Annotated in this window: 22 protein-coding genes; 8 read left to right on the plus strand and 14 right to left on the minus strand. The window is 69.5% G+C overall.

Features of this window, described 5'->3' with window-relative positions:
* The first annotated feature begins 35 nt into the window (after positions 1–35).
* Positions 36–602, plus strand: a complete 567-nt coding sequence (locus AB0M59_RS36115; protein WP_364624408.1) for an NAD(P)-binding domain-containing protein — start codon at positions 36–38, stop codon at positions 600–602.
* A 65-nt stretch (positions 603–667) separates the two neighbouring features.
* On the opposite strand, the gene AB0M59_RS36120 is transcribed toward AB0M59_RS36115, so the two are convergent.
* Positions 668–3,172, minus strand: coding sequence for a DUF3516 domain-containing protein (locus AB0M59_RS36120; RefSeq protein WP_364624410.1), 2,505 nt, complete (start codon positions 3,170–3,172; stop codon positions 668–670).
* 151 nt (positions 3,173–3,323) lie between these two features.
* Here AB0M59_RS36120 and AB0M59_RS36125 point away from each other — a divergent pair, with 151 nt between their 5' ends.
* Positions 3,324–4,583 (plus strand): primosomal protein, encoded by a 1,260-nt coding sequence (locus AB0M59_RS36125; RefSeq protein WP_364624412.1) that lies wholly within the window; start codon positions 3,324–3,326, stop codon positions 4,581–4,583.
* A gap of 148 nt (positions 4,584–4,731) precedes the next feature.
* Here AB0M59_RS36125 and AB0M59_RS36130 read toward each other — a convergent pair whose 3' ends face one another.
* Positions 4,732–5,937: an MFS transporter gene (locus AB0M59_RS36130; protein ID WP_364624551.1), complete on the minus strand. Its 1,206-nt coding sequence runs from the start codon at positions 5,935–5,937 to the stop codon at positions 4,732–4,734.
* 111 nt (positions 5,938–6,048) lie between these two features.
* Positions 6,049–7,143, minus strand: coding sequence for an adenosine deaminase (locus tag AB0M59_RS36135; RefSeq protein ID WP_364624414.1), 1,095 nt, complete (start codon positions 7,141–7,143; stop codon positions 6,049–6,051).
* A gap of 213 nt (positions 7,144–7,356) precedes the next feature.
* Between AB0M59_RS36135 and AB0M59_RS36140 the strand changes: the two genes are divergently transcribed.
* The gene (locus AB0M59_RS36140) at positions 7,357–8,481 is read left to right on the plus strand and encodes a PA containing protein (protein ID WP_364624416.1); all 1,125 of its coding nucleotides are present in this window, start codon (positions 7,357–7,359) and stop codon (positions 8,479–8,481) included.
* A gap of 134 nt (positions 8,482–8,615) precedes the next feature.
* Here AB0M59_RS36140 and AB0M59_RS36145 read toward each other — a convergent pair whose 3' ends face one another.
* The 7 genes from AB0M59_RS36145 to AB0M59_RS36175 all read right to left on the minus strand — a co-directional run bounded on the left by AB0M59_RS36145 (position 8,616) and on the right by AB0M59_RS36175 (position 17,752).
* Entirely contained in the window at positions 8,616–9,899 is a 1,284-nt protein-coding gene (locus tag AB0M59_RS36145; protein ID WP_364624418.1) for a thymidine phosphorylase, read from the minus strand.
* Entirely contained in the window at positions 9,896–10,285 is a 390-nt protein-coding gene (locus AB0M59_RS36150) for a cytidine deaminase (RefSeq protein ID WP_364624420.1), read from the minus strand. Before AB0M59_RS36150 ends, AB0M59_RS36145 begins: the two co-directional genes overlap by 4 nt.
* Positions 10,285–11,562 carry an ABC transporter permease gene (locus tag AB0M59_RS36155; RefSeq protein WP_364624422.1) on the minus strand — a complete coding sequence of 426 codons (1,278 nt, stop codon included), beginning with the start codon at positions 11,560–11,562 and terminating at the stop codon, positions 10,285–10,287. The genes AB0M59_RS36150 and AB0M59_RS36155 overlap by 1 nt, the downstream gene beginning before the upstream one ends.
* A complete protein-coding gene (locus tag AB0M59_RS36160) occupies positions 11,562–12,650 on the minus strand; it encodes an ABC transporter permease (protein ID WP_364624424.1) in 1,089 nt (362 codons plus the stop codon). Before AB0M59_RS36160 ends, AB0M59_RS36155 begins: the two co-directional genes overlap by 1 nt.
* Positions 12,647–14,218: an ABC transporter ATP-binding protein gene (locus AB0M59_RS36165; protein WP_364624426.1), complete on the minus strand. Its 1,572-nt coding sequence runs from the start codon at positions 14,216–14,218 to the stop codon at positions 12,647–12,649. Before AB0M59_RS36165 ends, AB0M59_RS36160 begins: the two co-directional genes overlap by 4 nt.
* 78 nt (positions 14,219–14,296) lie before the next feature.
* Positions 14,297–15,439 (minus strand): BMP family ABC transporter substrate-binding protein, encoded by a 1,143-nt coding sequence (locus tag AB0M59_RS36170; protein ID WP_364624428.1) that lies wholly within the window; start codon positions 15,437–15,439, stop codon positions 14,297–14,299.
* Positions 15,440–15,760: 321 nt separating this feature from the next.
* Positions 15,761–17,752: an NPCBM/NEW2 domain-containing protein gene (locus AB0M59_RS36175; RefSeq protein ID WP_364624430.1), complete on the minus strand. Its 1,992-nt coding sequence runs from the start codon at positions 17,750–17,752 to the stop codon at positions 15,761–15,763.
* A gap of 394 nt (positions 17,753–18,146) precedes the next feature.
* Between AB0M59_RS36175 and sdhC the strand changes: the two genes are divergently transcribed.
* Genes sdhC through AB0M59_RS36195 form a run of 4 tightly spaced genes read left to right on the plus strand, consistent with a single transcriptional unit; the run spans position 18,147 to position 21,549 of the window.
* Positions 18,147–18,590, plus strand: a complete 444-nt coding sequence (gene sdhC, locus AB0M59_RS36180) for a succinate dehydrogenase, cytochrome b556 subunit (RefSeq protein ID WP_364624432.1) — start codon at positions 18,147–18,149, stop codon at positions 18,588–18,590.
* A 1-nt stretch (position 18,591) separates the two neighbouring features.
* On the plus strand, positions 18,592–19,005 hold the full coding sequence (locus AB0M59_RS36185; RefSeq protein ID WP_247060758.1) for a succinate dehydrogenase hydrophobic membrane anchor subunit: 414 nt from the start codon (positions 18,592–18,594) through the stop codon (positions 19,003–19,005).
* Positions 19,006–19,024: 19 nt separating this feature from the next.
* A complete protein-coding gene (sdhA, locus tag AB0M59_RS36190) occupies positions 19,025–20,779 on the plus strand; it encodes a succinate dehydrogenase flavoprotein subunit (protein ID WP_364624434.1) in 1,755 nt (584 codons plus the stop codon).
* Positions 20,779–21,549: a succinate dehydrogenase iron-sulfur subunit gene (locus AB0M59_RS36195; protein ID WP_284747959.1), complete on the plus strand. Its 771-nt coding sequence runs from the start codon at positions 20,779–20,781 to the stop codon at positions 21,547–21,549. Before sdhA ends, AB0M59_RS36195 begins: the two co-directional genes overlap by 1 nt.
* 375 nt (positions 21,550–21,924) lie before the next feature.
* Here the strand turns inward: AB0M59_RS36195 and AB0M59_RS36200 are convergent, their stop codons facing one another.
* Together AB0M59_RS36200 and AB0M59_RS36205 are read right to left on the minus strand one after the other, a co-directional pair.
* Positions 21,925–23,325, minus strand: coding sequence for a S8 family serine peptidase (locus tag AB0M59_RS36200; RefSeq protein WP_364624436.1), 1,401 nt, complete (start codon positions 23,323–23,325; stop codon positions 21,925–21,927).
* A 63-nt stretch (positions 23,326–23,388) separates the two neighbouring features.
* Positions 23,389–23,622 carry a hypothetical protein gene (locus tag AB0M59_RS36205; RefSeq protein ID WP_364624438.1) on the minus strand — a complete coding sequence of 78 codons (234 nt, stop codon included), beginning with the start codon at positions 23,620–23,622 and terminating at the stop codon, positions 23,389–23,391.
* A 43-nt stretch (positions 23,623–23,665) separates the two neighbouring features.
* Between AB0M59_RS36205 and AB0M59_RS36210 the strand changes: the two genes are divergently transcribed.
* On the plus strand, positions 23,666–24,913 hold the full coding sequence (locus AB0M59_RS36210) for a D-alanyl-D-alanine carboxypeptidase family protein (protein ID WP_364624440.1): 1,248 nt from the start codon (positions 23,666–23,668) through the stop codon (positions 24,911–24,913).
* On the opposite strand, the gene AB0M59_RS36215 is transcribed toward AB0M59_RS36210, so the two are convergent.
* Together AB0M59_RS36215 and AB0M59_RS36220 are read right to left on the minus strand one after the other, a co-directional pair.
* Positions 24,910–25,356, minus strand: a complete 447-nt coding sequence (locus tag AB0M59_RS36215) for a helix-turn-helix domain-containing protein (protein ID WP_364624442.1) — start codon at positions 25,354–25,356, stop codon at positions 24,910–24,912. The genes AB0M59_RS36210 and AB0M59_RS36215 overlap by 4 nt on opposite strands.
* Complete coding sequence (locus AB0M59_RS36220) at positions 25,353–26,357, minus strand: NADP-dependent oxidoreductase (RefSeq protein WP_364624443.1); 1,005 nt, start codon at positions 26,355–26,357, stop codon at positions 25,353–25,355. The genes AB0M59_RS36215 and AB0M59_RS36220 overlap by 4 nt, the downstream gene beginning before the upstream one ends.
* Positions 26,358–26,363: the final 6 nt, after the last annotated feature.

Genomic DNA, 26,363 nt, shown 5'->3' on the forward strand with positions numbered 1-26,363 from the left:
CGTCGTGCTCGTACAGCCAAGCACAAGGAGGACGCATGCGGATCGGGATCTTCGGCACGGGCGGGATGGCCGAGGCGCTCGGCGCGCACTGGGCGTGCGCGGGGCACGAGCTGACGGTGGCCGGCCGGTCCGGCGCGGAGCCGTTCGCCGCACGGCTCGGGGCGTCCAGCGGCACCTGGCGCGAGGTGGCGTCGGCGGCCGACGTGCTGCTCCTGGCGATCCCCGCCGGAGCGATCGGCGAGGTACTGGCTGAGGCGGGCCCGCTCGCCGGCAAGGTCCTGGTGGACTGCACCAACCACCCGGGCCTGACCGGCACCCCGGTGGCGTCGCGGATCGCCACGCAAGCCCACGTCGTCAAGGCGTTCAACCTGGCCCACGTGGACATCTGGCGGAACCCGCCCCGGACCCTCGCGGTCCCCCTGTGCGGCGACGACCCGGCGGCGCTGGAAGCGGTGAGCACGCTGGTCCGGGACGTCGGCGCCAAACCCATGCACGGCGGCGGCCTGGACCGCGCCGCGCTGCTGGAAGCCACCGCGGCGTTCGTCATCGGCCTGTGGTTCGCCGGCGAAGACGCGCAGGCGATCCTCGCGCCCGCCGGCTGAGCATCAGAGGCCGTACTCGATGGCGGTGGCGTCGGTCCCGTACTCGCCGGGCGTGGGCACCACAGCTAGTGCGCGCCCACCTCGGTCACCCGCACCACGGCCATGCCCGCATCGTCGGACGCCGCCAGGTCGATCTCCGCGCTGATGCCCCAGTCGTGGTCGCCCGCCGGGTCGTCGAAGATCTGGCGAACCTTCCACACGTCCGGTTGCTGGTCGATCAGCAGCAGCGCGGGCCCGCGCGCGTCCGCGCCGGCGCCCAGCGTGTCGTACTCCTCGAAGTAGTCCTCGATCGCGTCTTCCCACGCCTCGGCGTCCCAGCCGGACGCCGCGTCCAGCTCGCCCAGCACGTTCCACGCGCGCCGCGCGAACAGCTCGACCCGGCGGAACAGCTCGTTGCGCACCAGGACGCGGAACGCGCGCTCGTTGCGCGTGACGGCCGGCGGCAGCTCCGGCGGCCGCGTCGACACCGGACCTTCTTCGTCGGGGTGCCGCAGCGCTTCCCACTCGTCGAGGAGACTGGAGTCGACCTGCCGGACGAGCTCGCCGAGCCATTCGATGAGGTCCTGCAGCGGTTCGGTTTTCGCCTCGTCCGGCACCGTGTGGCGCAGCGAGTCGTAGACGTCCGTGAGGTAGCGCAGCACCAGCCCTTCCGACCGGGCCAGCTGGTAAAACCCGATGTACTCGACGAAGTTCATCGCGCGCTCGTACATGTCGCGCACCACGGACTTCGGCGAGAGCTCGTAGTCGTCGACCCACGGGTGGCCCTGCCGGTAGCTGTGGAACGCGCCCTGCAGCAGCTCCTCCAGCGGCTTCGGGTACGAGACGTTCTCGAGCAGCTCCATCCGCTCGTCGTACTCGATGCCCTCGGCCTTCATGGCGTTCACGGCCTCGCCGCGCGCCTTGAACTGCTGCTGCGACAGCACCGGCCGCGGGTTGTCCACAGTGGATTCCACAGTGGACACGACGTCGAGCGGGTAGCTCGGCGACTCCAGCTCGAACAGGTCGATCGCGGCCAGCGCGAACGGCGAAAGCGGCTGGTTGAGCGCGAAGTCGAACTGCAGGTCGACGGTGAGCCGGATGATCCGGCCCTGCTCGTCCGGTTCGGACAGTCGTTCGACGACGCCGGCGGCGAGCAGCGCGCGGTAGATCGCGATGGCGCGCAGGATGAGCTTGCGCTGCGACGCCCGGTCCTCGTGGTTGTCCTCCAGGAGGTGGCGCATCGAGTCGAACGCGTTGCCCGGCCGCGAGATCACGTTGAGCAGCATCGAGTGCGTCACCTTGAAGCTGGACGTCAGCGGCTCGGGCTCGGCCGCGATGAGCCGGTCGAACGTGCTCTCGGTCCAGTTGACGAAGCCTTCCGGCGCCTTCTTCCGGACGATCTTCTTTTTCTTCTTCGGGTCGTCGCCGGCCTTCTCCAGGGCCTTCGCGTTCTCGACGACGTGGTCGGGCGCCTGCACGACGACGTAGCCGTCGGTGTCGTAGCCCGCGCGCCCGGCCCGGCCGGCGATCTGGTGGAACTCGCGCGCCTTGAGGTGGCGCTGGCGGACGCCGTCGTACTTGGTGAGCGCCGAGAAGACCACTGTCCTGATTGGTACGTTGATCCCGACGCCGAGGGTGTCGGTCCCGCAGATCACCTTCAGCAGCCCCGACTGCGCGAGCGTCTCGACCAGCCGCCGGTACTTCGGCAGCATGCCGGCGTGGTGGACGCCGATGCCGTGGCGGACCAGCCGCGAGAGCGTCTTGCCGAACCCGGCGGCGAACCGGAAGTCGCCGATCAGCTCGGCGATGGCTTCCTTCTCGGCCTTGGACGTGACGTTGATGCTCATCAGCGTCTGCGCCCGCTCGATGGCCGCGGCCTGTGAGAAGTGCACGACGTAGACCGGCGCCTGACCGCCGTTGAGCAGCTCGGACATCGTCTCGTGCAGCGGGGTGAGCGCGTACCGGAAGGTCAGCGGCACCGGGCGCTGCGCTGATGTGACGACGGCGGTCGGCTTGCCGGTGCGGCGGGTGAGGTCCTTTTCGAAGAAGGACACGTCGCCCAGGGTCGCCGACATCAGGACGAACTGGGCCTTGGGCAGCTCCAGGATCGGCACCTGCCACGCCCAGCCGCGGTCGGGCTCGGAGTAGAAGTGGAACTCGTCGGCGACGACCTGCCCGACCGGTGCCTCGGCGCCGAACCGCAACGCGATGTTCGCCAGGATTTCGGCCGTGCAGCAGATGATCGGCGCGTCCGGGTTGACGCTGGAGTCGCCGGTCATCATGCCGACGCTGTCGGCGCCGAAGATCTCGATGAGCTGGAAGAACTTCTCCGACACCAGGGCTTTGATGGGCGCGGTGTAGTAGCTGCGGCGGCCCTGGGCGAGCGCGGTGAAGTGCGCGCCGACGGCGACGAGGCTCTTCCCGGAGCCGGTCGGCGTCGAGAGGATGACGTTCGATCCGGAGACGACCTCCATCACCGCCTCCTCCTGCGCCGGGTACAGCTCGATGCCCCGATCGGCCGTCCAGGTCGTGAAGGCTTCGAAGAGGGCGTCGGGGTCGGGATCCGCAGGCAGGAGGTCTGTGAGAGTCATCAGGAGTCCATCGTGCCATCCGCTCGTCGCAAAGTCGGCAGGGGCGATCGCATCGCGAGTGGTAAACCCGTAGGCTTCGCGTTACCGCGCATCGACCGGGGGATACATTCGGTCTCGCGCGCACACGGGCGGTAATCCGGAGGGTTTAGGAATGGCACAGGACATCATCCCGATCGAACTCGGGCTGCCGCAGGGCGACGTCGTCACCCTGTGGGCCCCGCGCTGGCGGGAAGACGGCGAGGAGTGGGAAGCGTTCCTCGGCGACGAGGACGACCTGTACGCCTTCCCGGACGCCGCTCACCTGGCCGCCTTCGTCCGCACGTCCGAGCGGCACGACCTGCTCGACCACCCGGCGTGGGACGCCGTGCCGTCGCTGAACGTGCCCGAGCTGATCCCGGACGAGGACCACACCTACGACCTCGTCGGCGTGCCGGAGCTCGTCGCCGAAGAGCCGGACATCTGGCACATCGCGGAGCTGGCCGAGATCGTCGGCATCGTGCGCTCGCTCGCCGACGTCTGCGACCTCGAAGAGGTGCACGAGATCCTCGACTCGACCGAGGGCTTCTCGCTGCTCGACCAGGGCACCCTCCCGTTCACCGGGAGCGTCGGCGTGCAGGTCTGGAACGACCTGTCCGAGACGGTGTCGCAGAAGTGGGACACCGTGCTCGACGCGATCGACGGCCTGGTGACCGCGCCGGACGTCGACGAGAAGGTGCTGGAGCAGACGGCCGAGGAGCTGGCGGCGTTCCACGAGGAGTCCGCGGAGGCCGAGGCCGGCGCCGAGGGTGAAGAGGACCTCGAAGCCATCGACGCCGATTCGGACGAAGACTCCGAAGACGAGGACGACGCCCCGGTCGGCTTCTGGGCCGAGGTCGGCATCGACCCGATCAAGATCATCACGTCCGGCGCGGAGTACTACACGCTGCGCTGCTACCTCGACGACGCGCCGGTGTTCCTCGGCAGCGAGGGCGAGATCGACGTGTTCACGTCGGAGAAGGCCCTCGCCCGCGCGCTGGCCGACGGCAAGGACCTGGGCGACACGGACCTCGCCGACGTGTCCACCTGGAACGAGGTCCTGGCGAAGGCGACGGCGGGCGAACTCGAGGTCGAGGTCGACGCCGAGAACACGTACGTCCTGACGGGCCTGGACGCGGACATCGCGGAGGGCCCCGAGGCGATCGACCCGACACAGCTGGAGCTGGCGGTCGAGCTGATCACGGACGCGGCGGACTGGGCGGGCGACGACTCGGCCGAGACGGCCCTGGCGGGCAACGAAAGCCTGGGCTGGCTGGTGTCGTTCGTCCTGCGTCCCGACCCGACGCGCCTCGAGCCTTCGAAGCCGTTCGACGCCGAGCAGAGCGCTTGGCGGAAGCTCGTCGAGGGGTTCGAGAACCGCCTGACGGTGGCTTGATTTTTGCTCGGGTGAAGGCCGCTTCCCGTGGTTGGGGAGGCGGCCTTCGTCGTGTCCGGGCCCGCGGTGCGCCCGGACTGAACGTCTTGAATGAGTCATTCAGGACCTCCGGCGACCTGAATGAGTCATTCAAGACACCGGGAGCCGGTCAGTCTCGAGGCTCCGCGCGGGCCGGGACCACCAGCACCGCCAGCGCCGGGAACACCGCCGCCACGCAGAAGGCCAGTGCGTACCTGCTGTCGCCGATCACCAGGCCAAGCAGCGGCGGCGTCAGCGAGGCCGCGATGTTCTGGCCCGTGTTCTGCGTCCCCATCGCGCGGCCCGACCACGCCAGGCCGGCCAGCTCCGCCGATGCCGTGAAGCCCAGCCCGTTGTCGGCCACCGTGATGATCCCCGCGAGCGCCAAGGCCAGCAACACCAGCCACAGCCACGTCGCGTCGCCCAAAGCCACCAGCAGCATCACGAAGCAGCTCAAGACCGCCAGCTGACGCATCGGGCGCAGCCGGCTCCCCACGCGGTCGGACCACCAGCCCGACCCCAGCCGCCCCGCCGCGCCCAGCACCTGGACCACCGCCAGGAACCAGCCCGCCGCCAGCGGGCTCCAGTGCTGCACCGCCACCAGGTACGCCGGCGCGAACGCCGACACCGCGAACTGCGGCACCACCAGCAGCGCGCTCGCGCCGTGCACCCGCCACAGCGTCGCGTGCCGGTACGGCGAAGGCGGCTTCTCCGCCGTAGCCGATCGAGGGGGCCGCGGCGGGTCGGTGACCAGCCACGCCACCAGCAGCGCGACGGCGATGGCGAGCCCGGCCGGCAGCAGGATGGCCGCGCGGTACCCGAAGTGCGCGGCCAGCGGCGGCAGCCCGAGCGCCGCGACGCCGACACCGAGCGGCTGGGCCGTCTGGCGGATCCCCATCGCGACCCCGCGCTCGGACTTCGCGAACCAGCCCATCACGACGCGGCCGCTCGCCGCGTTCACCGAAGCCGTACACGCTCCGGCTGCCAAGAACACACCAAAGAGAAGCCCGACCGGGTGAGTTCCGACCCCGGCGTACACCAGGAGTAACCCCGAAGCACCCAGTCCGAGCGCCATGATCAGACGCTCTCCGTAACGGTCCGCAGCCGCGCCCCACACGATCAGGGTGAACAACAGGCCGATGCTGGGTGCCGCGACGACCGTGCCGGCCTGGGCCAGCGTCAGCCCCTCCGCGTCCCGCATGACCGGGACCAGGAACGGGATGCCGTAGAGGAAGGAGCAGCTCGCGGTCTGCGCGGCGAGGCCGAGCGCGAGGATGAGCCACCGTCGTGAACTCGCCTGCAGCTGCTCGACCGAACCCCTCGCGACCTGCGCCATCGTCTTCACCGTCTCAACTTATGAGATGAGCTTCCTATATAGTGAACGATAGTTGGCATGCCTAAGGACCGCAACCACCGCGAGGGTGGCAGCGGTCCGAAGGCGCGGACGTCAGCTCAGCGCGGCGTAACCGGGCTTGATGACGTCGTCGATCAGCGCGAGCCGGGCGTCGAAATCGATGAACGCGGATTTCATCGCGTTGATGGTGAACCACCGGAAGTCGTCGAGGTCATACCCGAAGGCCTCGTGCAGCGCGGCGAATTCGCTGGTCATCGTGCATCCGCTCATCAGCCGGTTGTCCGTGTTCACGGTCACCCGGAAGCGCAGCCGCTTGAGCAGCGCGATCGGGTGCTCGGCGATCGAGCGCACGGTGCCTGTTTGGACGTTCGACGACGGGCAGATCTCCAGGGGGATCCGGCGGTCGCGGACGTACGCGGCCAACCGTCCAAGGTGGACCGTGCCGTCCGCGTCCGTCTTGACGTCCTCGACGATCCGCACGCCGTGGCCGAGCCGCTCGGCCCCGCAGTGCTGAATCGCCTCCCAAATGGACGGAAGTCCGAATGCCTCGCCGGCGTGAATGGTGAAATGCGCATTGTTCTGGCGCAAATACTCGAAAGCGTCGAGATTGCGGGTCGGCGGGAATCCGTCTTCGGGGCCGGCGATGTCGAAGCCGACGACGCCGGCGTCGCGGTAGCGGACGGCAAGGTTCGCGATCTCGAGGGCCCGGGCGTGCTGGCGCATCGCGCAGAGCAACGTCCCGACGCGGATGCTGCCGCCGTTCGCGGCCACGCGCCGTGTGCCCTCCGTGAACCCCGCCTGGACGGCTTCAACCACCGCATCGAGTGACAGACCGCGTTCGACGAACAACTCCGGTGCGTAGCGCACCTCGGCGTAGACGACGCCGTCGGCGGCCAGGTCTTCCACCGCTTCCGCGGCGACCCTGACCAGGGATTCCTCCGTTTGCATCACTCCGCAGGTGTGCGCGAAGGTCTCGAGGTAGGACACGAGTGAGCCGGAATCGGCCGCCCGGCGGAACCAGCTGCCCAGCTCGGCCGGGTCGGTGGTGGGCAGACCGGCATAGCCGGTGGCTTCGGCGAGCTCGGCGACGGTGACCGGGCGGAGGCCGCCGTCGAGGTGGTCGTGCAGGAGGACCTTCGGCGCGCGGCGGAGTGTCTCGCTGGTCAGAACAGGGCTTTCGTCAGGCATCCCCCAACGGTAACCTCGTTGTCATTCCCCTACATGGCCGTAACTCTCAGGCTCGGGTCAACGCTCAGCGTTGACGATCATGCGACGAATCGGCCATCCGGGGGCAGCCTCCGTAATACGCGCTTCACGGGGGCCATACGCACAGCAATTTCGCAATCGTTAAGCTTCGTGGCACGTCCCTCCCATTTCCCCGCCGACGAAGGACACACAGCAGTGACCACTGACAACCACATTGCCGCCCCGTCCTTCGACCGGATGCGCAACATGCTGGTGCGCGCGGCCGAAGTGCGTGAGAGCGAGCAGCAGCAGATCTTCGACGCGCTCGACGACATCTACGCCCGCCTCGCGCCGGTGGACTCGCTGGGCGCGGTCCGCAAGCGGCTGTCCGAGATGCCCGACCGCACCGAGGTCAGCGTCCTGGCCGAGCGCCTCGACGAGACGATGTCCCGGCTCGAGAACCAGGACAACGCGATCGCCGCGCTGACCCGCGCCGTCGAGAGCATCGTCGACAAGCTGGCCAAGCCGTTCGCGCAGCTCGACGGGCGGCTCGACGGCATGGCCGCCCGCTTCGAGGGCGTCGCGGGCCGGATGGACGGACTCGAGGACAAGCTCCAGAACATCCACCGCCGGATCGACGAGGTCGGCAGCCACCTCGACAAGCAGGACGCGAAGCTCGACTCGATCCCGCAGTCGGTGAGCGGCCCGGTCCGCGAGCGGATCGAGCAGGCCGAGGGGTCGCTGCGCGACCGCGTCGACCACGCCGACCACGAGCTGCGGGGCAAGGTCGACGAGCTGAGCCGCACGACGCAGGAGCGCATCGGCGAGCTGGACCGCGTCACCGGCGAGCGGATCGGCGCGAACACCGAGGCGCTCAAGACCGCGCTGACCGAGACCGGCGAGATGATCGACGCCTCGGACCGCCTGGAGAAGCTGGGCAACCGGCTCGAAGCGGTCACCACCCGCCTCGACGACATGGCCGGCCGCCTCGACAAGGTGGAGGACGGCTTCCTCTCCGGCATCGGCGACCTCGACGGCGCGCTCAAGGCCGGGCTGTCCAAGGTCGAGGGCACGCTGTCCAAGCAGCCGGACACCGACTCGGTCGACACGCTGGTCCGCAAGAGCAACGACGAGAGCGTCCGCCGCATCGGCGGCCAGCTCGACGAGGCGATGGCGACGTTCGCGGAGCTGATGCTCGGCGGCGGCCCCGCGGTGCAGCAGATCTCCCCGCCGCCCCCGGCCCCGCGCCAGCCGCGTCGCAGCTCCCGCAACGGCCGCGCGCCGAAGCCGGCCGACGCGAAGGCCAAGCCGGGCGAAGGCTCGGAAGAAGCCACGGAGTAACCCAGCCCCACGAAGAGGCCCCCGCCGGGATCCGGCGGGGGCCTCTTTCGTTGTGGAGTCCCACGCTCCGGCTCGCTTTCACGTGAAAGCTCCGTGGGTGTCACTCAGTCGGATGATCATCTTCGCGATGATCATCACACCGTGCCGCGAATCGTCTCCCGGACGATCGGGCCCGGCTCCGGGGCCGAGTCAGCGACAATGAAGCTGCCTTCGAGGGCTGCCAAGGCCGCGGGGACCGCGGAAGGCGTGTCCGTGTGCAGCTCCAGCAGCGGGTCACCCTCCGTCACCCGGGAACCGGGCTTGGCCAGGCACAAGATCCCCGCCGCGGCCTGGACCGGGTCCTCCTTGCGGGCCCGGCCCGCGCCCAGCCGCCACGCCGCGACGCCCACCGCGTACGCGTCCAGCGAAGCCAGCACGCCCGATGCCGGAGCGTGCACCACATGCACATGACCAGGTGTAGGCAGCGGCGCCGAAGGGTCGCCGCCTTGGGCGGAGATCATCCGGCACCACGTCTCGTACGCCTCGCCCGACGCCAGCACCGCGGCCGGATCCACATCCAGACCCGCGAGCGCCAGCATCTCCCGGGCCAGCGCGACCGTCAGCGCGACGACGTCCGACGGGCCGCCGCCCTTCAGGACGTCGACGGACTCCGCGACCTCCACCGCGTTCCCGACCGCCCGCCCCAGCGGGACGTTCATGTCGGTCAGCAGCGCCGTCGTCGGGACGCCGTGCGCGACGCCGATCGAAGTCAACGTCGACGCCAGCGAACGCGCCTGGTCAAGCGTCTTCATGAACGCGCCCGACCCGAACTTCACGTCCAGGACCAGCCCGGACGCGCCTTCCGCGATCTTCTTGCTCATGATCGAGCTGGCGATCAGGGGGACCGACTCCACAGTGGACGTCACGTCCCGCAGCGCGTACAGCTTCTTGTCCGCCGGCGCGAGCCCGGACGTCGCCGCGCAGACCACCGCGCCGACGTCCTCCAGCTGAGCCTGAATCTCCGACGTCGTCAGGGAAGCTCGCCACCCCGGGATCGACTCGAGCTTGTCGAGCGTCCCGCCGGTGTGGCCGAGCCCGCGCCCGGACAGCTGCGGCACCGCCGCGCCGCACGCGGCCACGAGCGGCGCCAGCGGCAGCGTGATCTTGTCGCCGACCCCGCCCGTCGAGTGCTTGTCGACCGTCGGACGGGACACGGAAAGCGACAGCCGCTCACCGGACTCGATCATCGCGCCGGTCCAGCGCGAGATCTCGTCGGAGTCCATACCCCGCAAGAAGATCGCCATCGCCAGTGCCGACATCTGCTCTTCGGCGACGTCCCCGCGCGTGTACGCGTCGACGACCCAGTCGATCTGCTCGTCCGAGAGCCGTCCGCCGTCCCGCTTGGTCCGGATGACGTCGACCGCCGCGAACCCGGTCACGGCAGGTCGTCCGGGCCGAAGGCGTCCGGCAGCACGTCGGACATCGGCAGGATGCCGCTGGGCGTGTCGACCAGGCAGGAGGAACCGCCCAGCTCGAACAGGATCTGACGGCAGCGCCCGCACGGCATCAGCAGGTCACCGGCACCACTGCGGCACGCGACGGCGACCAGGCGGCCGCCGCCGGACAGCCGCAGCTGCCCGGCCATCGTGCACTCGGCGCACAGCCCGAGCCCGTAGGAAGCGTTCTCGACGTTGCAGCCGACCACCACGCGACCGTCGTCGACGATCCCGGCGACCCCGACGTGCAATCCCGAATAAGGCGCGTACGCATGGGAAGCGGCCTCGATGGCCCGAGAACGCAGAGCGTCCCAGTCTACTGTGGACATCAGTCCTCACCCCGCCGGTACGGCTGCCCGTCGGCCTTCGGCGGCCGCAACCGCTGCGAAGCCACCGCGAGCACGATCAGCGTCACGAAGTGCGCGGTGTACGGGATCAGGTCGGACGGCAGCGTGTCGTTCGACCAGTAGATCAAGTACAGGATCCCGGCGCCGACGACGCCGAGCCCGGCCGCGATCCACTGCTTGCGGAACAGCTGGACGACGACGATCACGGCGACCAGGATCACCGCGCCGTACAGCAGCGCGAGCACCGCTTCGCCGCCGCCGGCGAGCTGCAGGCCGTCCGCGTAGCCGAACAGCGCCGCGCCGCCGAGCAGGCCGCCCGGGCGCCAGTTGCCGAAGATCATCGCCGCGAGGCCGATGTACCCGCGGCCGTTGGTCTGGTTCTCCAGGTAGTCCGCCCCGCCGCGCAGCAGCACCAGCGACGCGCCGCCCATGCCGGCCAGCGCGCCGGAGATCAGCATCGCGATGTACTTGTGCCGGTAGACGTTGACGCCGAGGGACTCCGCGGCCACCGGGTTCTCGCCGCACGACCGCAGCCGCAGGCCGAAGCGCGTGCGCCAGAGGACCCAGAAACTGAGCGGCACCAGCAGGATCGCGATCATCGTCAGCGGGGCCACCTCGGTGACCAGGCCGCGCAGGATGCCGGCGACGTCGGAGATGCCGACGCGCTGCTCCTTCTCCAGGTCACCGAGCCAGTCCGAGAGGCCGCTCGCCGAGTAGGTGTCGAACTTCGGCACCACCGGCGACTGCCGCGGGTTGCCGGAGATCGGCGCGAAGATCAGGTTCGCCAGGTACTTCGTGACGCCGAGGCCGAGCAGGTTGATCGCGACGCCGGAGACGATGTGGTTGACGTTGAACGTCACCGTCGCCACCGCGTGCAGCAGTCCGCCGAGCGCGCCGAAGACGATCGCGGCGATCAGGCCGGCCCACACGCCGCCGTTGTACGAACCCCAGGCGGCGCCCCAGGTCCCGAGGATCATCATGCCCTCGAGACCGATGTTGACGACGCCCGCGCGTTCGGCCCAGAGACCGCCGAGCGCGCACAGCAGGATCGGCAGGGCCAGGCGCAGCGCCGTCGACGCGGTGTTCGACGACGTCAGGGCGGCGACGCCGGTGGAGTAGGACGCCGTCGAGACGACGGCGATGGCGATCACGGCCCAGATGACCCCGCGGAGCCAGCCGGGGATCCGGGACCGCTTGCGGTGCACGGGCATCGTGCCGGGGCTGCCCGCGTCGGGCCGGGAGATGTCGGTGACGGCCATCAGACGGCACCTCCCCCGGCGACCGAAGAAGCCTTGCCGGCGAGCGCGCGGCCGACTCTGCGTTGTTCGGCGGCCAGGTCGGCCCGGCGCACGACCTCGTACGCCACGACGACCGACAGCACGATGATGCCCTGCATGATCGTCGCGATCTCCTTGGACACGTTGATCTGCTCCAGCGACACCGCGGAGGTGTCGAGGAACGCCCACAGCAGCGCGCCGAGCGCGATGCCGCCGGGGTGGTTGCGGCCGAGCAGCGCGACCGCGATGCCGGTGAAGCCGTACATCTGGGTCGCGGTGATGCCGTAGGAGTAGTCGCGGCCGAGCAGCTCCGGCATCGCGACCAGGCCGGCGACACCGCCGGAGAGCAGCATCGCGATCAGCGTCATCTTCTTGGCGTTGACCCCGCCGGCCGCGGCCGCCGTGGTCGACTCGCCGGACGCCTTGAGCTCGAAGCCGAACCGCGTGCGGTTGAGCATGAACCAGTAGGCCCCGCCGACGATCGCCGCGATGAAGACGAACCCGAAGAGCGTGCCCGAGCCGAGCGGGATGCCCGGGATCCGGCCGGAGGGCTCGATGGCGCGGGTGCCGATGTTGTTGCCGGTCTGCACGCCGAACTGGTCGGCGTTGATGAGGAAGGCGATGATGCCGGCGACGATCGCGTTGAGCATGATCGTCGAGATGACCTCGCTGACCCCGCGGGTCACCTTGAGGATCGCCGGGACCGCCGCGTAGGCCATGCCCGCCACGACCGCGACCACCAGGATCGCGATGACGTGGATGACCGGCGGCAGCTTCAGCGCGCCGCCCGCGATGGCGGCGATGACGGCGGCGAACCGGTACTGGCCCTCGACCCCGATGTTGAAGAGGTTCATCTGGAAGCCGATGGCGACCGCGAGCCCGGACAGGTAGTACACGGTCGCGAGGTTCACGGTGTCGACGGCGGTCGAGCCCTTGAACATCTGGCCGATCATGGTGCCGTACGCGTTCAGCGGGTCGGCCCCGGAGATGATCAGCGCGATCGCCGACAGCAGCACGGCGAAGACGATCGCCAGCAGCGGCGGCAGCAGTTTTGTGCGCCAGGAGGTCATTCTTCGTCACCCTCTCCTGCGCCGGTCATCGCCGAACCCAGTTCCTGCGGCGTCACGGTGGCGGGGTCGGCCTTGGTGACGAGCCGCCCGCGCAGCATGACCCGGATCGTGTCGGACAGGCCGATCAGCTCGTCGAGGTCGGCGGAGATCAGCAGCACCGCGAGCCCGGCGGAGCGGGCCTGGCGGATGTTTTCCCAGATCAGCGCCTGCGCACCGACGTCGACGCCCCGGGTCGGGTGCGACGCGATGAGCAGCACCGGGTTGCCGGACAGCTCGCGTCCGACGATCAGCTTCTGCTGGTTGCCGCCCGAGAGCGCCGCGGCGGGGACGTCGATCCCCGGCGTGCGGACGTCGTAGTCGCGCACGATCCGCTCGGTGTCCGCGCGGGCGCCCGCGATGTCGAGCAGCTGGCCCTTGGAGACCGGCTCGCGGGTCTGGTAACCGAGGATCCGGTTGACCCACAACGGTTGCGTGAGCAGCAGGCTGTGCCGGGTGCGGTCCTCGGCGATGTAGCCGATGCCGGCTTCGCGCCGCGCCAGCGTCCCTGCCTTGGTGAGGTCGCGAGCCTTGTCGTCGGCGTCGACCAGCTCGATCTTGCCGCCGGACGGCTTGCGCATGCCCATGATGGTCTCGACGAGCTCGGTCTGGCCGTTGCCCTCGACCCCGGCGACGCCGAGCACCTCGCCCGCGCGCACGGTGAAGGTGACGTCGTCGAGCGCGTTGCGGTCCGAGCCCTCGGCACCCAGCGTCAGGCCGGTCAGCCGCAGCACCGCGCGGTCGGTGACGGTGGACTCGCGGGTCTCCGGGCTGGGCAGCTCCGACCCGACCATCATCTCCGCGAGCTGGCGGGAGGTGATGCTCTTCGGGTCGGCGGTGCCGACGGTGGTGCCGCGCCGGATGACCGTGACGGTGTCGGCGATCGCGCGGACCTCGTCGAGCTTGTGCGAGATGAAGAGGAACGTGTAGCCGTCGGCCTTCATCTCCCGGACGGTCGCGAACAGCGCGTCGACCTCCTGCGGCACGAGCACCGCGGTGGGCTCGTCCAGGATGATGATCTTCGCGCCGCGGTAGAGCACCTTGACGATCTCGACGCGCTGGCGGTCGGCGACGCCGAGCTCTTCGAGCAGCGTGTCCGGCTCGGCGCGCAGGCCGGTCCGCCGGCCGAGCTCCGCCAGCCGGGCACGGGCGGCGCGGCCGATGCCGTGCAGCGCCTCGGCGCCGAGGAAGACGTTCTCGCCGACCGTGAGGTTGTCGGCCAGCATGAAGTGCTGGTGCACCATGCCGATGCCGGCGCGGATGGCGTCCTGCGGGTTGCGCAGTCTCACCTCTTCGCCGTTGATCGCGATCGTGCCCTCGTCCGGCGGTTGCATGCCGTAGAGGATCTTCATCAGGGTGGACTTGCCGGCGCCGTTTTCGCCACAGATGGCGTGCACCTCGCCCGCGGCGACGGTGAGGTTGACGTCGGAGTTGGCCACCACACCCGGGAACCGTTTGGTGATCCCGGTCAGCTGGACGGCGGGGGCGCCCCGGTCGGGGACGGCCTCGGCCGGGGCCTCGGCAGTGCTCATGGGCGGGAGAATTCCATATCTCGTTAAACGCGTGAGGGGCCCGGAGGAGAATTCCTCCGAGCCCCGACGCGTTGTGAGCTACTTCTGCGGCTTGTCCGAAACGGTGATCGCGCCCGAGATGATCTGGGCCTTGTAGCCGTCCAGGACGTCCTTGATGTCGTCGACCTTGCCACCGGAGGTGGCGTAGCCGACGCCGTCGACCTTGAGGTCGAACCGCTTCGGCAGGGTCGTCAGGTCGCCCTTGGCCAGCGCGGTGACGTAGTCGAACACCGCGACGTCGACGCGCTTGAGCATGGACGTGATGATGACGTCCTTGTCGGCCTCGACGGTCTTCTGGTTGTACTGGTCGGAGTCGACCCCGATGGCCAGCGCGTTGCCCGCCTTGGCGGCGTCGAACACGCCCTTACCGGAAGCGCCGGCGGCGTGGTAGATCACGTCCGCGCCCTTGGCGATCTCGGCCGCGGCCTTGGCGTTGCCCTTCGGCGGGTCCTGGAACCCGGAGAAGTCACCGGCCGGGGTGAGGTACTCGTCCTCGATCTTGATCTTGCTCGAAACGGTCTTCGCGCCCTGCAGGAAGCCGGCCTCGAACTTCTGGATCAGCGGGGTGTTGACACCGCCGACGAAGCCGATGTGGCAGCTCTTGCTCTTGTACGCGGCGGCGACGCCGGCCAGGAACGAGCCCTGCTCCTCGGCGAAGACCAGCGGCGTCACGTTCGGGAGCGTGATCGAGTCGTCGTCGACGATCGCGAACTTGGTGTTCGGGTACTTGGCGGCGACGACCTTGACCGACGGCGCGTAGGCGAACCCGACCGCGATGATCGGGTTCAGGCCCGAGGAGGCCATCTGGTCGAGGCGCTGCTGCTTGGCCGACTCGGCCTCGCTGGCGCTGGCGGTGCTCTCGCTGACCGTCGTCACGCCCAGGTCGGACTTCGCCTTGTCGGTGCCCGCGGCGGCGGCGTCGTTGAACGACGCGTCACCCCGGCCGCCGACGTCGAAGGCCAGGCCGATCTTCAGCGCGCTGCCGTCGACCTTGCCGGTGGCGGCGGTCGAGCTGCTCGCGGCGGCGGGCGCGGCGGGCGGCTTCTGCGCGGTCACGCAGTCCGAACCACCGGACGAAGGCGCGGCGCTGTTGTTGCTGCTCCCACCGGTCGAGTCCTTGGCGCACCCGGTCAGGGCGAGCGCCCCGGCCATGGCCACGGCGGCCAGCGCGGTTCCACGCATGCGACGCAACGTGTGTCTCCCTCCCCGCTGATCCAGCGGATGGTCAAGGGCACGACCCGGCCTGCTGCCGGGTCGACCGCCAGACCGTACCCAACGGACAGGAATGCGCCATAGGAACGGCACGCTACGTAACACAAACGTTTACTCAGCAGTCTCGCGCGCGACGGACTGGACACCGCCCGTGATCATCGGACCGCGCGGAGACCTACTTTTGGCGGGTTCGACGTCTCGGGGACGGTCGAAATGCCATTTTGTGTCACTCAGTGTGCCGAACCGACCGAGGAGTGGGCCGGCGCGGTCACTCTGTGAGATGACGGCCATTCAGGCGCAGGTGAGCCGCGCGGCGGCCCAGTCGCTGCGGTCGTAGGAGTTGCCGTCCCCGCCGTCGGTGACCACCAGCCGCAGGTACTGCGCGCCGTGCAGGTCCGCCGCCAGCGGCACCGCCGGGTCCTGCCACGTCCGGACGCCCGTCGACGCCGCCTTCGCGCCGTCCGCGTAGACCTCGAACGTCGCCGAGCCCTGCTTGTTCGTCGCCTCGCGTTCGTCGTCGACGCCGACGTCCGCGGTGAACGTCGTGCACCGACCACCCAGGTAGAAGACGACCTCGCTGGGCGCGTGCGCGCCGAGGCCCTTCGGGTAGACGACGCCGTTGATCGTCAGGGGCTTGCCGTCGCCCGCCGGGATGCTGCCGTTGGACATGTCCCGCTCGACCGGGCCGTAGCCGTTCTTCTCCGCCGCCCAGCGCAGGTCGCTGGCCCAGGCCGGGCCGCCGGGTGGCGCCGCGGGCACCGTCAGCTGCTGCTCGCCGGCCCAGCTCACCTGGCCGAACCCGAGCGTGCGGTAGGTGACGCCGCCGCGCAGGACCGCCGTCGTGCCTTCGGTTCCGGCCGGCGGGGTGACCCGCCAGCGCCCCGCAGCGGTGTCGCCGGTGCCGAGCACGAACGCCCGCGGCCGGGACAACTGCTCGACGCGCCAGCCGGCGGGCGCGGTCAGCGTGACGCGCGGGTCGAACACCGGGACGCGGGCTTCGTCGGTCGCGGACACCGTGACCTCGAACGGCTTCCCGGCAGGAGTGATCTCGCCCGGCACGCCGGGCACGGGCGAGGCCAGCTCGATGCCGGTGCTCACCAGCGGCGCCTTCCCCAGCCACGCGCCGCCCGCGTGGACCCGGTAGACGACCGTCGCGTGCGGCGGGACGACCGCGGAGATCCCGCCCGCGGTCTGGAAGTCGCGGCGGGCCCAGAGGTCGCGGGCGGAGTAGCCGCCGGCCTTCGGGAGACCCACGGCGGCCGTGGTGGTGCCGATCGTGGCGTTGGCGGAAGTCTCGTTGAAGAGCGCGACCGCGACGTCGCCGTTCGCGAGGGGCTTGGCGAAGACCCAGTGACCGTCCTGGTTGGACAGCACGCGCGCCTGGACACCGCGGCGGTCCTGGTCGAGGGCGATGACCTCGGTGTTGCGCAGGACGTCGAAGTTCGCCGGCGACACCTTGCGCAGGTCGGCGCCGATGAGCAGCGGCGCGGCCATCATCGCCCACAGCGAGAAGTGGGACTTGTACTCGTCGGCCGTCATGCCGCCGTTGCCGACCTCGAGCATGTCGGGATCGTTCCAGTGACCCGGCCCGGCGTAGGGCGCGAGCGGCGCGTTCGCCTTGAGGATCTGGACCATCTTCGCCCAGTTGTCCTTGATGTCGCCGGTGGTCCGCCACAGGTGGCCGACGCCGGCGCCCCACTCCCACGGCTTGTTCTCGCCCCACTCGCAGAGCGAGTACACGATCGGGCGACCGGTCTTCGCCAGCGCGTCGCGCATCTTCGTGTAGCGCTCGAGCGCGGGCCGTCCTTCGTTGTTGCAGTTGTCGTACTTGAGGTAGTCGACGCCCCAGTCCGCGAACGTCTGCGCGTCGACGTCCTCGTGGTCGAGCGCCCCCGGCTGGGTCTTCGCGCAGGTCAGCGTGCCCGCGCTGGTGTAGATGCCGAACTTGAGGCCCTTCGAGTGGACGTAGTCGGCCAGCGCCTTGATCCCGCTCGGGAAGCGCGCCTTGTTGGCCTGCATCCGGCCCTCGGCGTCGCGCTGAGGCTCGGCCCAGCAGTCGTCGACGTTGACGTACTGGTAACCGGCGGCTTTCAGGCCCTGGGCGACGAAGATGTCCGCGGTGTCGCGGATGATCTGCTCGTCGACCGCGCAGCCGGTGGTGTTCCAGTTGTTGAAGCCCATGGGTGGCGTGAGTGCCAGTCCATCGGGCAGCGCCTGGGCGGGCGTGACCACCGCCACGGGAAGCAATGCAGCGACAGCGATCACCAGGCCGAGGCGTCTCACCAGTACGTCACCCCATCGTGAGAGATCCGATGTATGTGGCAGCGACAGTAAGAATGAGGCGTCGGTTGGTCAACAACAAACCGACTGCACCAGCCTTTTGGTCTAATGCATCAGATATCAGATTCCCTAGAGGTCAGATCTCCGGTGACCGGGACGGGCCGCGTCGCCGCACCACCGAGTGCGCTGCGCCACACCGCCGGGTGGCGGCACGGGAGTGCCGGTGTCTGGTCCATCACAGAGAGGAACCCGGAGGTGAGCCGCGTGCCGGGTGCGGGTCTAGCATCCGATTCATCCAGGCTCGATGACCCTCGATCTCGGCATTGCCGCCGCTCCGCGGCGACTGCGGACCTCACGGCCACCGGGCACATAGTCAGACGTTGGAGGCCGTTCACCGATGTCCACCACGGCGAGCACTGCCACGCAGGCAGGGGCGAGCGATCGGGCGGGTGCCTCACGCCGGCAGGGGACCTTCTACCGGGGTGACCCCGGCATGTGGTCCTGGGTGCTGCACCGCATCACCGGCGTGCTCACATTCTTCTTCCTGTTCGTGCACGTGCTCGACACCGCGCTGGTGCGCGTGTCGCCGAACACCTACGACCAGGTCATCGAGACCTACAAGACCCCGATCGTCAACCTCCTGGAGGTCGGCCTGGTCGGCGCGGTGCTGTTCCACGCGCTCAACGGCATCCGCGTCATGCTGGTCGACTTCTGGTCGAAGGGCCCGAAGCTGCAGAAGGCGATGCTGTGGGTGATCGCCGTGGTCTGGGTCGTGGTGATGGTCCCCGGTGTGTACTTCATGCTGAAGCGCACCGTCGAAACGCTCTTCGGGGGTAACTGACATGGCCGACCTCGCCCTCGCGAACCCCCGCGCGCCGAAGCGTCCCGCCGCCCGCCGGAGCAACTTCGAGCTCTACAGCTGGCTGTTCATGCGGATCTCCGGCCTCGCGCTGATCATCCTGGTGCTCGGCCACCTGCTGATCATGAACATCCTCGACGGCGGTGTGCACCGGATCAACTGGGGCTTCGTCGCCGGCCGCTGGGCCTCGCCGTTCTGGCAGTTCTGGGACCTGGCCATGCTCTGGCTGGCCGAGATCCACGGCGGCAACGGCCTGCGCACCATCATCGACGACTACGCGCGCAAGGACAGCACGCGGTTCTGGCTGAAGATCCTGCTCTACGTCTCGATGGTGCTGATCCTGGCCGTCGGCACGATGGTGATCTTCACCTTCGACCCGAACATGCCCGCGAACTGAAGCCACGGAGACTTTTTCGATGCAGTTCCACAAGTACGACGTGGTGATCGTCGGTGCCGGCGGCGCCGGGATGCGCGCGGCCATCGAGTCCGGCCAGCGCGCCCGCACCGCGGTCCTCACCAAGCTCTACCCGACCCGGTCCCACACCGGCGCGGCCCAGGGCGGCATGTGCGCCGCGCTGGCGAACGTCGAAGAGGACAACTGGGAGTGGCACACCTTCGACACGATCAAGGGCGGCGACTACCTGGTCGACCAGGACGCCGCCGAGATCATGGCGAAGGAGGCCATCGACGCGGTCCTCGACCTCGAGAAGATGGGCCTGCCGTTCAACCGCACGCCCGAGGGCAAGATCGACCAGCGCCGCTTCGGCGGGCACACCCGTGACCACGGCAAGGCCGCGGTCCGCCGAGCCTGCTACGCCGCCGACCGCACCGGCCACATGATCCTCCAGACGCTGTACCAAAACTGCGTCAAGTACGGCACGGAGTTCTTCAACGAGTTCTACGTGCTCGACCTGGTCACCAGCCCGGACGAGAACGGCAACCCGGTCGCCTCCGGCGTCGTCGCCTACGAGCTGGCCACCGGCGAGCTGCACGTCTTCCAGGCGAAGTCGATCGTGATGGCCACCGGCGGCGCGGGCAAGATCTTCAAGACGACGTCGAACGCGCACACCCTCACCGGTGACGGCCTCGGCATCATCTTCCGCAAGGGCCTGCCGCTGGAGGACATGGAGTTCTTCCAGTTCCACCCGACCGGCCTCGCGGGCCTGGGGATTCTCATTTCCGAAGCCGTCCGCGGCGAGGGCGGGATCCTGCGCAACGCGTCCGGCGAGCGGTTCATGGAGCGCTACGCCCCCACCATCAAGGACCTCGCGCCCCGCGACATCGTGGCGCGGTCGATGGTGCAGGAAGTGCTGCAGGGCCGCGGGTGCGGGCCGAACAAGGACTACGTCGTCCTGGACGTCACGCACATCCCCGAGGAGACGCTGAACGCGAAGCTCCCGGACATCATGGAATTCTCCCGGACCTACCTGGGCGTCGACCCGGTGAAGGAGCCGGTGCCGGTGTTCCCGACGTGCCACTACGTGATGGGCGGCATCCCGACCAACATCCACGGCGAAGCGCTGCGGGACAACGAGAACGTCATCCCCGGCCTGTACGCCGCGGGCGAGGTCGCGTGCGTGTCCGTGCACGGCTCGAACCGCCTGGGCACGAACTCGCTGCTGGACATCAACGTGTTCGGCCGCCGCGCCGGCATCGCGGCCGCGGAGTACGCGCTGGCGCACGAGCACGTCGAGCTGCCTGCGGAGCCCACCACGCTGGTGGAAGAGCAGCTGGCGGGCCTGCTGTCGGAGCACGGCGACGAGCGCGTCGCCGACATCCGCAAGGAAATGCAAGCGACGATGGACTCGCACGCGTCGGTGTACCGGACCGAGGACACGCTGAAGCAGGCGCTGACCGACATCCAGGCGCTGAAGGCGCGTTACCAGCGGATCACCGTGGCGGACAAGGGCAAGCGGTACAACACCGACCTGCTCGAGGCCGTCGAGCTGGGCTTCCTGCTGGAGCTGGCCGAGGTGCTGGTCGTGGGTGCGATCGCGCGCAAGGAGTCCCGCGGCGGCCACGCCCGCGAGGACTACCCGACCCGCGACGACACGAACTTCATGCGGCACACCATGGCGTACAAGCAGGGCACCGGCCTGGCGTCCGACATCCGGCTCGACTACAAGCCGGTTACCTTCACCCGCTACGAGCCGATGGAGCGGAAGTACTGATGACTGCAATTGCCGAAGCTCCTTCGTCCTCTGCTTCCGACGAGCACACCCCGATCACGGTCACGCTGAAGATCCTGCGGTTCAACCCGGAGGTGGATTCGGAGCCGCACTGGGAGTCGTACGAGGTCCCGGCGCAGCGCACCGACCGGCTGTTGAACCTGCTGTTCTACGTCAAGGACTACCTCGACGGGACGTTCTCGTTCCGCCGGTCGTGCGCCCACGGCGTGTGCGGGTCCGACGCGATGCAGATCAACGGCATCAACCGCCTGGCGTGCAAGGTCCTGATGAAGGACCTGCTGTCCCCGTCCGGCAAGCCGACGACGATCACGATCGCCCCGATCAAGGGCCTGACGACGTTGAAGGACCTGTACGTCGACATGGACCCGTTCTTCGAGGCTTACCGGGCGATCAAGCCGTACCTGATCACGTACGGGAACGAGCCGACTCGGGAGCGGATCCAGTCCCAGGCTGATCGGGATCGCTTCGACGACACGACGAAGTGCATCCTTTGCGCTTGCTGCACTTCGTCTTGCCCGGTGTATTGGAACGACGGGTCTTACTTCGGGCCCGCGGCGATCGTGAACGCGCACCGGTTCATCTTCGACTCCCGTGACGAGGGGGCCGAGGAGCGGCTCGACATCCTCAACGACGGTGAGGGCGTTTGGCGGTGCCGGACCACGTTCAACTGCACCGACGCTTGTCCCCGGGGCATCCAGGTGACGAAGGCGATCCAGGAAGTGAAGCGAGCGCTGCTCTTCAAGCGCGTCTGACGTTCTCGACGACGAAGGGCCCCCGCTCGGCTGAGCGGGGGCCCTTTTCGTCCTGCGCGGGCAGGCAACCGGCGGCCGGCAGCAAGCCGACCACGAGGTCACCAGACCTCCCCCGCCCCTCGTCCCAAGCTGCATTTCAGCCGGCGGCCGGGTTTGTCAAGGCACGCTTTCCCGCCTTGACAAACCCGGGCGGCGGCTGAGAATCCGACCGGAGGGGTGGGGGAGGTCGGACCCGCTTTCTCGGCGCCGGAGAACAAGCAAAGACTGTCCTCGCCGGACGGGCAGGCTCTGGGATGACCACCCGTCTCGCTGACCTCTCACCTTCTCGAGGTGGGTCGCTGGGTGGTCATCCCGTCTATTTTGTCGGGTGTTGCGTCAGCGGACCGCGTCCAGGGCGTTGACCAGGCCGTGGCCGTAGTACGAGTTGTTCCTCGCCGGCCCCGTGCACTCCGTCTCCGCCGACGCGCACTTCACCGGGTCGGCCTCGCCCGTCAGGACCTTCGCCAGCAGCTGCGGCGGCAGACCGCGGAAGCGTGAAGCCAGCAGAGCGGCAACCCCCGCCGCGTGCGGTGAAGCCATCGACGTTCCGCACTTCGAGCCGTACAGGCCGCCGAACACCGTTGTCGACAGCGGGCACGACGGCCCGGCGCCCTCAGGCGGCGTCTGCGAGAAGTCCCCACCAGGCGCTGTCACGTCGATCTCGCCGTAGTTGCTGAACGACGACTTCGTGCCCGCGTAGCCCACCGACGACACCGTCACCACGCCGTCGATCGCCTTCGGGAGGATGCCGCACGACGAGTCCACCGGGTGCGGGCGGTTCGGGTCCGTCGTCTGATCAGTCGTGTCGAAGCCCGAGTTGCCCGCCGCCGACACGTTCAGGACCCCGTGGTGCGTCGAGTACTCGATCGCGCGGCGGACCGCCTCGTAAGCCGCCGCGTCGCCCGGCTCGCGCGAGCAGAAGAACATGCCCGGGTCGATGTAGTAGCTGTTGTTCGTCACCTGGAAGCCGTGCTTGGCTGCCCAGACGAACCCGCACACCGCCGACTCCGGGAAGATGTAGCCGTCGTCGTTGACGACCTTCACCGAGGCCAGCCGCACCCCCGGCGCGATGCCCGTGAAGCCCGCCGCCGGGTCCTTGCCCGCGATCGTGCCCGCTACGTGCGTCCCGTGATCCGACGTCGTCGGCGCCCACGACGCCGGCGAAAGATCGGGCGCGCCCGTGATGCAGCCGGCCGAAGCGGATGGCGAGACGGCCGTGTGCAGGGCCGGGTGCGTCGCGTCGATGCCCGAGTCGAGCACGCCGACGGTCACCGAAGAGCTGCCCTGGTACTTCTTGTTCGCCTCGGGTGCGTGGATCGCCTTCATGTCCCACTGCTGCGCCGACAGGTCACCCGCGGCCGCCGTCGAACGCGTGTCCTCCAGCGTCCGCACCGCGCCCAGCGAGCGAGCCGAAGCGGAAGCGCCCTGGGAAGCCACGTCCTTGCCGCCCGAATACGCCCGGTAGACGCCGATCTTCTGCTGGAAGTCCGCGTTGCGCGAGCTGGCGATCGCGACGCCGATCTCGCCGTAGTACGCCACCTTCGTGCCGCACTTGGCCGCCAGCTCCTTGTCGACCGCCGACGCGCGCGTGCCCGGCTGGTAGGTCACCACGTAGGTGTACGGCGTGCTCGTCGTGTCACAGGTGACCGGCGCGGCCTCCGCGGCCGGCGCCGCGGCGAACAGGCCGCCCCCGACGGCCAGCACGAGCGGAGCCGCTATTCGGCGTAAACGGGACATTCCACCTCCAGAGTCAGTGGCGTCAACCTAAACCGGCCCCGGAGAGCGCGCCACCGACCAAAGTCAGGAGGAGACCTTGGAGCGCACCCCGCGCCAGCCCAGCACGCCGATGATCGTCCCGAGGACGAACGACACGACCGTCAGCACCGCGTGCACCACGAAGTACGCGGTGGGCGAGCCGTCGGGCGTCCAGGACTGGTCGCTCGCCCACAGGTTCTTGGCGAAAGTGATCCAGATGATCCACGACCACACGCCGAAGGCCAGCAGGAACAGCGAGGTGCCTCGCGAAATGCGCATGCCCCTGAGTATGCGACCCGCGCCTCGGCGCTAGATTGCGTGGGTGCACTCCGCTGTCTCCCGGTCGCTCAAGGTCCTCACGACGACGCTCGCCGCCGCCCTCCTGGCCCTGAGCACCCCGGTCCTCGCGGCCGCGGCGCCGCAGCAGGGCCAGTGTGCGAACCGCCAGGCCCCGCCGGCCCCCGTCGACACGTCGGAGAGGCCCGCGCCCGGCAAGCAGGCCCCGCCGGCGCTGGCCGTGCCCGCCGTCCCGGTCGGCGGCCCGCGGATGGCCGAGTGCGGCCTGGTCACCCCGGACGGCGCGCTCAACCCGCCGGACGGCAACACCGCGGCGTCGTGGGTGGTGCAGGACCTCGACACCGGCGCGGTCGTCGCGGCGAAGGACCCGCACGCCCGCGAGCGGCCCGCGTCGCTGATCAAGACGCTGCTCGCGCTCGCCGTCGTCACCCAGCTGAACCCGCAGCAGGTGATCGTCGCGACGAAGGAGGACGCGGAGCAGGAGTGCACCTGCGTCGGCCTCGTCGCCGGTGGCCAGTACACCGTCGACCAGCTGCTGCACGGCCTGCTGATGCACTCGGGCAACGACGTCGCGCACGCGTTCGCCACCGCGCTCGGCGGGGTCGACGCCGCGGTGGCCAAGATGAACGCGCTGGCGGCCCGCATCGGCGCGCACGACACGCGCGCCGCGACGCCGTCGGGGCTCGACGGGCCGGGCATGTCGACCTCGGCCTACGACCTGAGCCTGATCTTCCACTACGCGATGAAGCAGCCGGAGTTCGCGAAGGTCGTCTCGACGAAGAACTTCGAAATCCCGGGGACCGGCGGCAAACCGGCCATCCCGGTCTACAACGACAACAAGCTGCTTGGCGTCTACCCCGGCTTCCTCGGCGGCAAGACCGGCTTCACCGACGACGCCCGCCACACCTACGTCGGCGCGGCGCAGCAGAAGGGCAAGCGGCTCGCGGTCGTCATGCTGCGGGCCGAGCAGAAGCCGACGAAGGTCGTCGACCAGGCGGCGAAGCTGCTCGACTACGGCTTCGCCCTGGAAGCCGACCGCGCCGTGCCGGTCGGCCAGATCAGCTACCAGGCCCCGGTGACCACGCCCGAAAGCGGCGACCCGTCCGCGGCCGCCGACGGCGGCACCGGCAACAGCGGGACGTCCTCGGCCGCGTCGCCCGCCGCCAAGGAGGACCCGTTCGGCGTCACCGGCTGGATCATCACGCTGGTGGTGTTCCTCATCATCGTCGGCGGGTTCGTGGTCGGGAACCAGCGCAAGAAGGCCTCGAACTAGCGGAACCCAGGGCCGGGCTCCGGCGTCACGGTGCCGGTGGCGATCGCGCCGCCGCAGTGTCCACACGCGACGAATGTTTCCGCGATCTCGCCGCAGTCCTTGTGCCGCAACAGGATCGGCGGCCCCTCCGGACCGGCGAGGTGCTTGTCCCCCCACTGCATCAGCGTGACGACAGCACCGAAGAGCTCCCGCCCGGCCGGGGTGAGGTGGTACTCGGGGCGCTCCGGCACCTCTTCGACGCGCGCCAGCACGCCCGCCTCGACGAGCGTCTTGAGCCGGGCGGACAGCGTCGGGCGCGGGATCGACAGGTTGCGCGCGAACTCGCCGTAGCGCCGCACGCCGAAGAACGTCTCGCGCAGGATGAGCAGGCTCCACCGCTCGCCGACCAGGTCGAGCGCCCGGCCGACCGAGTCGTGCGTGAACCGGTGCCGCAGGTCGGTCACAGCGCCAGCACCAGCTTGCCGGTGTTCTCGCCGCGAAACAGCTTGAGCAGCGTCTCCGGGAACTTCGCGATCCCGCCTTCGACGACGTCTTCGCGGGGCTTCAGCTTGCCTTCGCCCAGCCAGCCGGCCAGCGCCGCGATCGCCTCCGGGTAGCGCTCGGCGTAGTCGGAGAAGACGAACCCGGTCATCGACGCGCGCCGCACCAGCAGCAGCATGTAGTTGGCCGGGCCACGCGGGCCTTCGGTGCTGTTGTACTGGGAAACCGCGCCGCTGAGCACGATTCGGGCCCCGCGCGCGAGCCGGGCCAGCGCTGCTTCGAGGACGTCACCGCCGACGTTGTCGAAGAAGACGTCGATGCCGTCGGGCGCGTGCTCCTTGAGATCGGGGCGGACGTTCCCGGCACGGTGGTCGACGGCGGCGTCGAAGCCGTACTCCTCGACCAGCGTCCGGCACTTCTCCGGACCACCGGCGATGCCGACGACGCGGCAGCCGTGGATCTTGGCGAGCTGACCGACGACGATGCCGACGGACCCGGCCGCGGCCGACACCACGACGGTCTGGCCCGGCTCGGGCCTGCCGACGTCGAACAGCCCGAAGTACGCGGTGATCCCGCTGATCCCGAGCGTGCCGAGGAACGTCGGCGCCGGGGCCAGCGACGTGTCGACGATCGTGACGCCCTTGCCGTCCGAGACGGCGAAGTTCTGGACCCCGAAGGTGCCGAACACGCTCTGCCCGGCCCGGAAGCCCGGGTGGCGTGACTCGACGACCTCGGCGATCCCGGCCGCGCGCATGACCTCGCCGATTCCGACCGGCGGCACGTACGACCGGCCGGCGTTCATCCACGTGCGCATCGCGGGGTCCAGCGAGAGGTAGCGGACCTCGACGAGGAACTCCCCCTCGCCGGGCGACGGGACGGCTTCTTCGGTGTACTGCCAGTCGGTGTCCTTCGGCAGCCCGGCGGCCGGGCGGGCGGCGAGGCGGTACTGGGCGTTGACGGGCACGGGACT

This window comes from Amycolatopsis sp. NPDC051371 (assembly GCF_040682155.1).
Classification (GTDB): domain Bacteria; phylum Actinomycetota; class Actinomycetes; order Mycobacteriales; family Pseudonocardiaceae; genus Amycolatopsis.

Bases quoted from the DNA above. Each gene is read 5' to 3' on its own strand.
- AB0M59_RS36205 (WP_364624438.1), bottom strand. From the start codon at position 23,622: ATGCGCATTTCGCGAGGCACCTCGCTGTTCCTGCTGGCCTTCGGCGTG.
- AB0M59_RS36155 (WP_364624422.1), bottom strand. From the start codon at position 11,562: ATGGCCGTCACCGACATCTCCCGGCCCGACGCGGGCAGCCCCGGCACG.
- AB0M59_RS36195 (WP_284747959.1), top strand. From the start codon at position 20,779: ATGACTGCAATTGCCGAAGCTCCTTCGTCCTCTGCTTCCGACGAGCAC.
- sdhC (WP_364624432.1), top strand. From the start codon at position 18,147: ATGTCCACCACGGCGAGCACTGCCACGCAGGCAGGGGCGAGCGATCGG.
- AB0M59_RS36115 (WP_364624408.1), top strand. From the start codon at position 36: ATGCGGATCGGGATCTTCGGCACGGGCGGGATGGCCGAGGCGCTCGGC.
- AB0M59_RS36160 (WP_364624424.1), bottom strand. From the start codon at position 12,650: ATGACCTCCTGGCGCACAAAACTGCTGCCGCCGCTGCTGGCGATCGTC.
- AB0M59_RS36185 (WP_247060758.1), top strand. From the start codon at position 18,592: ATGGCCGACCTCGCCCTCGCGAACCCCCGCGCGCCGAAGCGTCCCGCC.
- AB0M59_RS36165 (WP_364624426.1), bottom strand. From the start codon at position 14,218: ATGAGCACTGCCGAGGCCCCGGCCGAGGCCGTCCCCGACCGGGGCGCC.
- AB0M59_RS36150 (WP_364624420.1), bottom strand. From the start codon at position 10,285: ATGTCCACAGTAGACTGGGACGCTCTGCGTTCTCGGGCCATCGAGGCC.
- AB0M59_RS36135 (WP_364624414.1), bottom strand. From the start codon at position 7,143: ATGCCTGACGAAAGCCCTGTTCTGACCAGCGAGACACTCCGCCGCGCG.
- AB0M59_RS36120 (WP_364624410.1), bottom strand. From the start codon at position 3,172: ATGACTCTCACAGACCTCCTGCCTGCGGATCCCGACCCCGACGCCCTC.
- sdhA (WP_364624434.1), top strand. From the start codon at position 19,025: ATGCAGTTCCACAAGTACGACGTGGTGATCGTCGGTGCCGGCGGCGCC.
- AB0M59_RS36170 (WP_364624428.1), bottom strand. From the start codon at position 15,439: ATGCGTGGAACCGCGCTGGCCGCCGTGGCCATGGCCGGGGCGCTCGCC.
- AB0M59_RS36125 (WP_364624412.1), top strand. From the start codon at position 3,324: ATGGCACAGGACATCATCCCGATCGAACTCGGGCTGCCGCAGGGCGAC.
- AB0M59_RS36130 (WP_364624551.1), bottom strand. From the start codon at position 5,937: ATGGCGCAGGTCGCGAGGGGTTCGGTCGAGCAGCTGCAGGCGAGTTCA.
- AB0M59_RS36200 (WP_364624436.1), bottom strand. From the start codon at position 23,325: ATGTCCCGTTTACGCCGAATAGCGGCTCCGCTCGTGCTGGCCGTCGGG.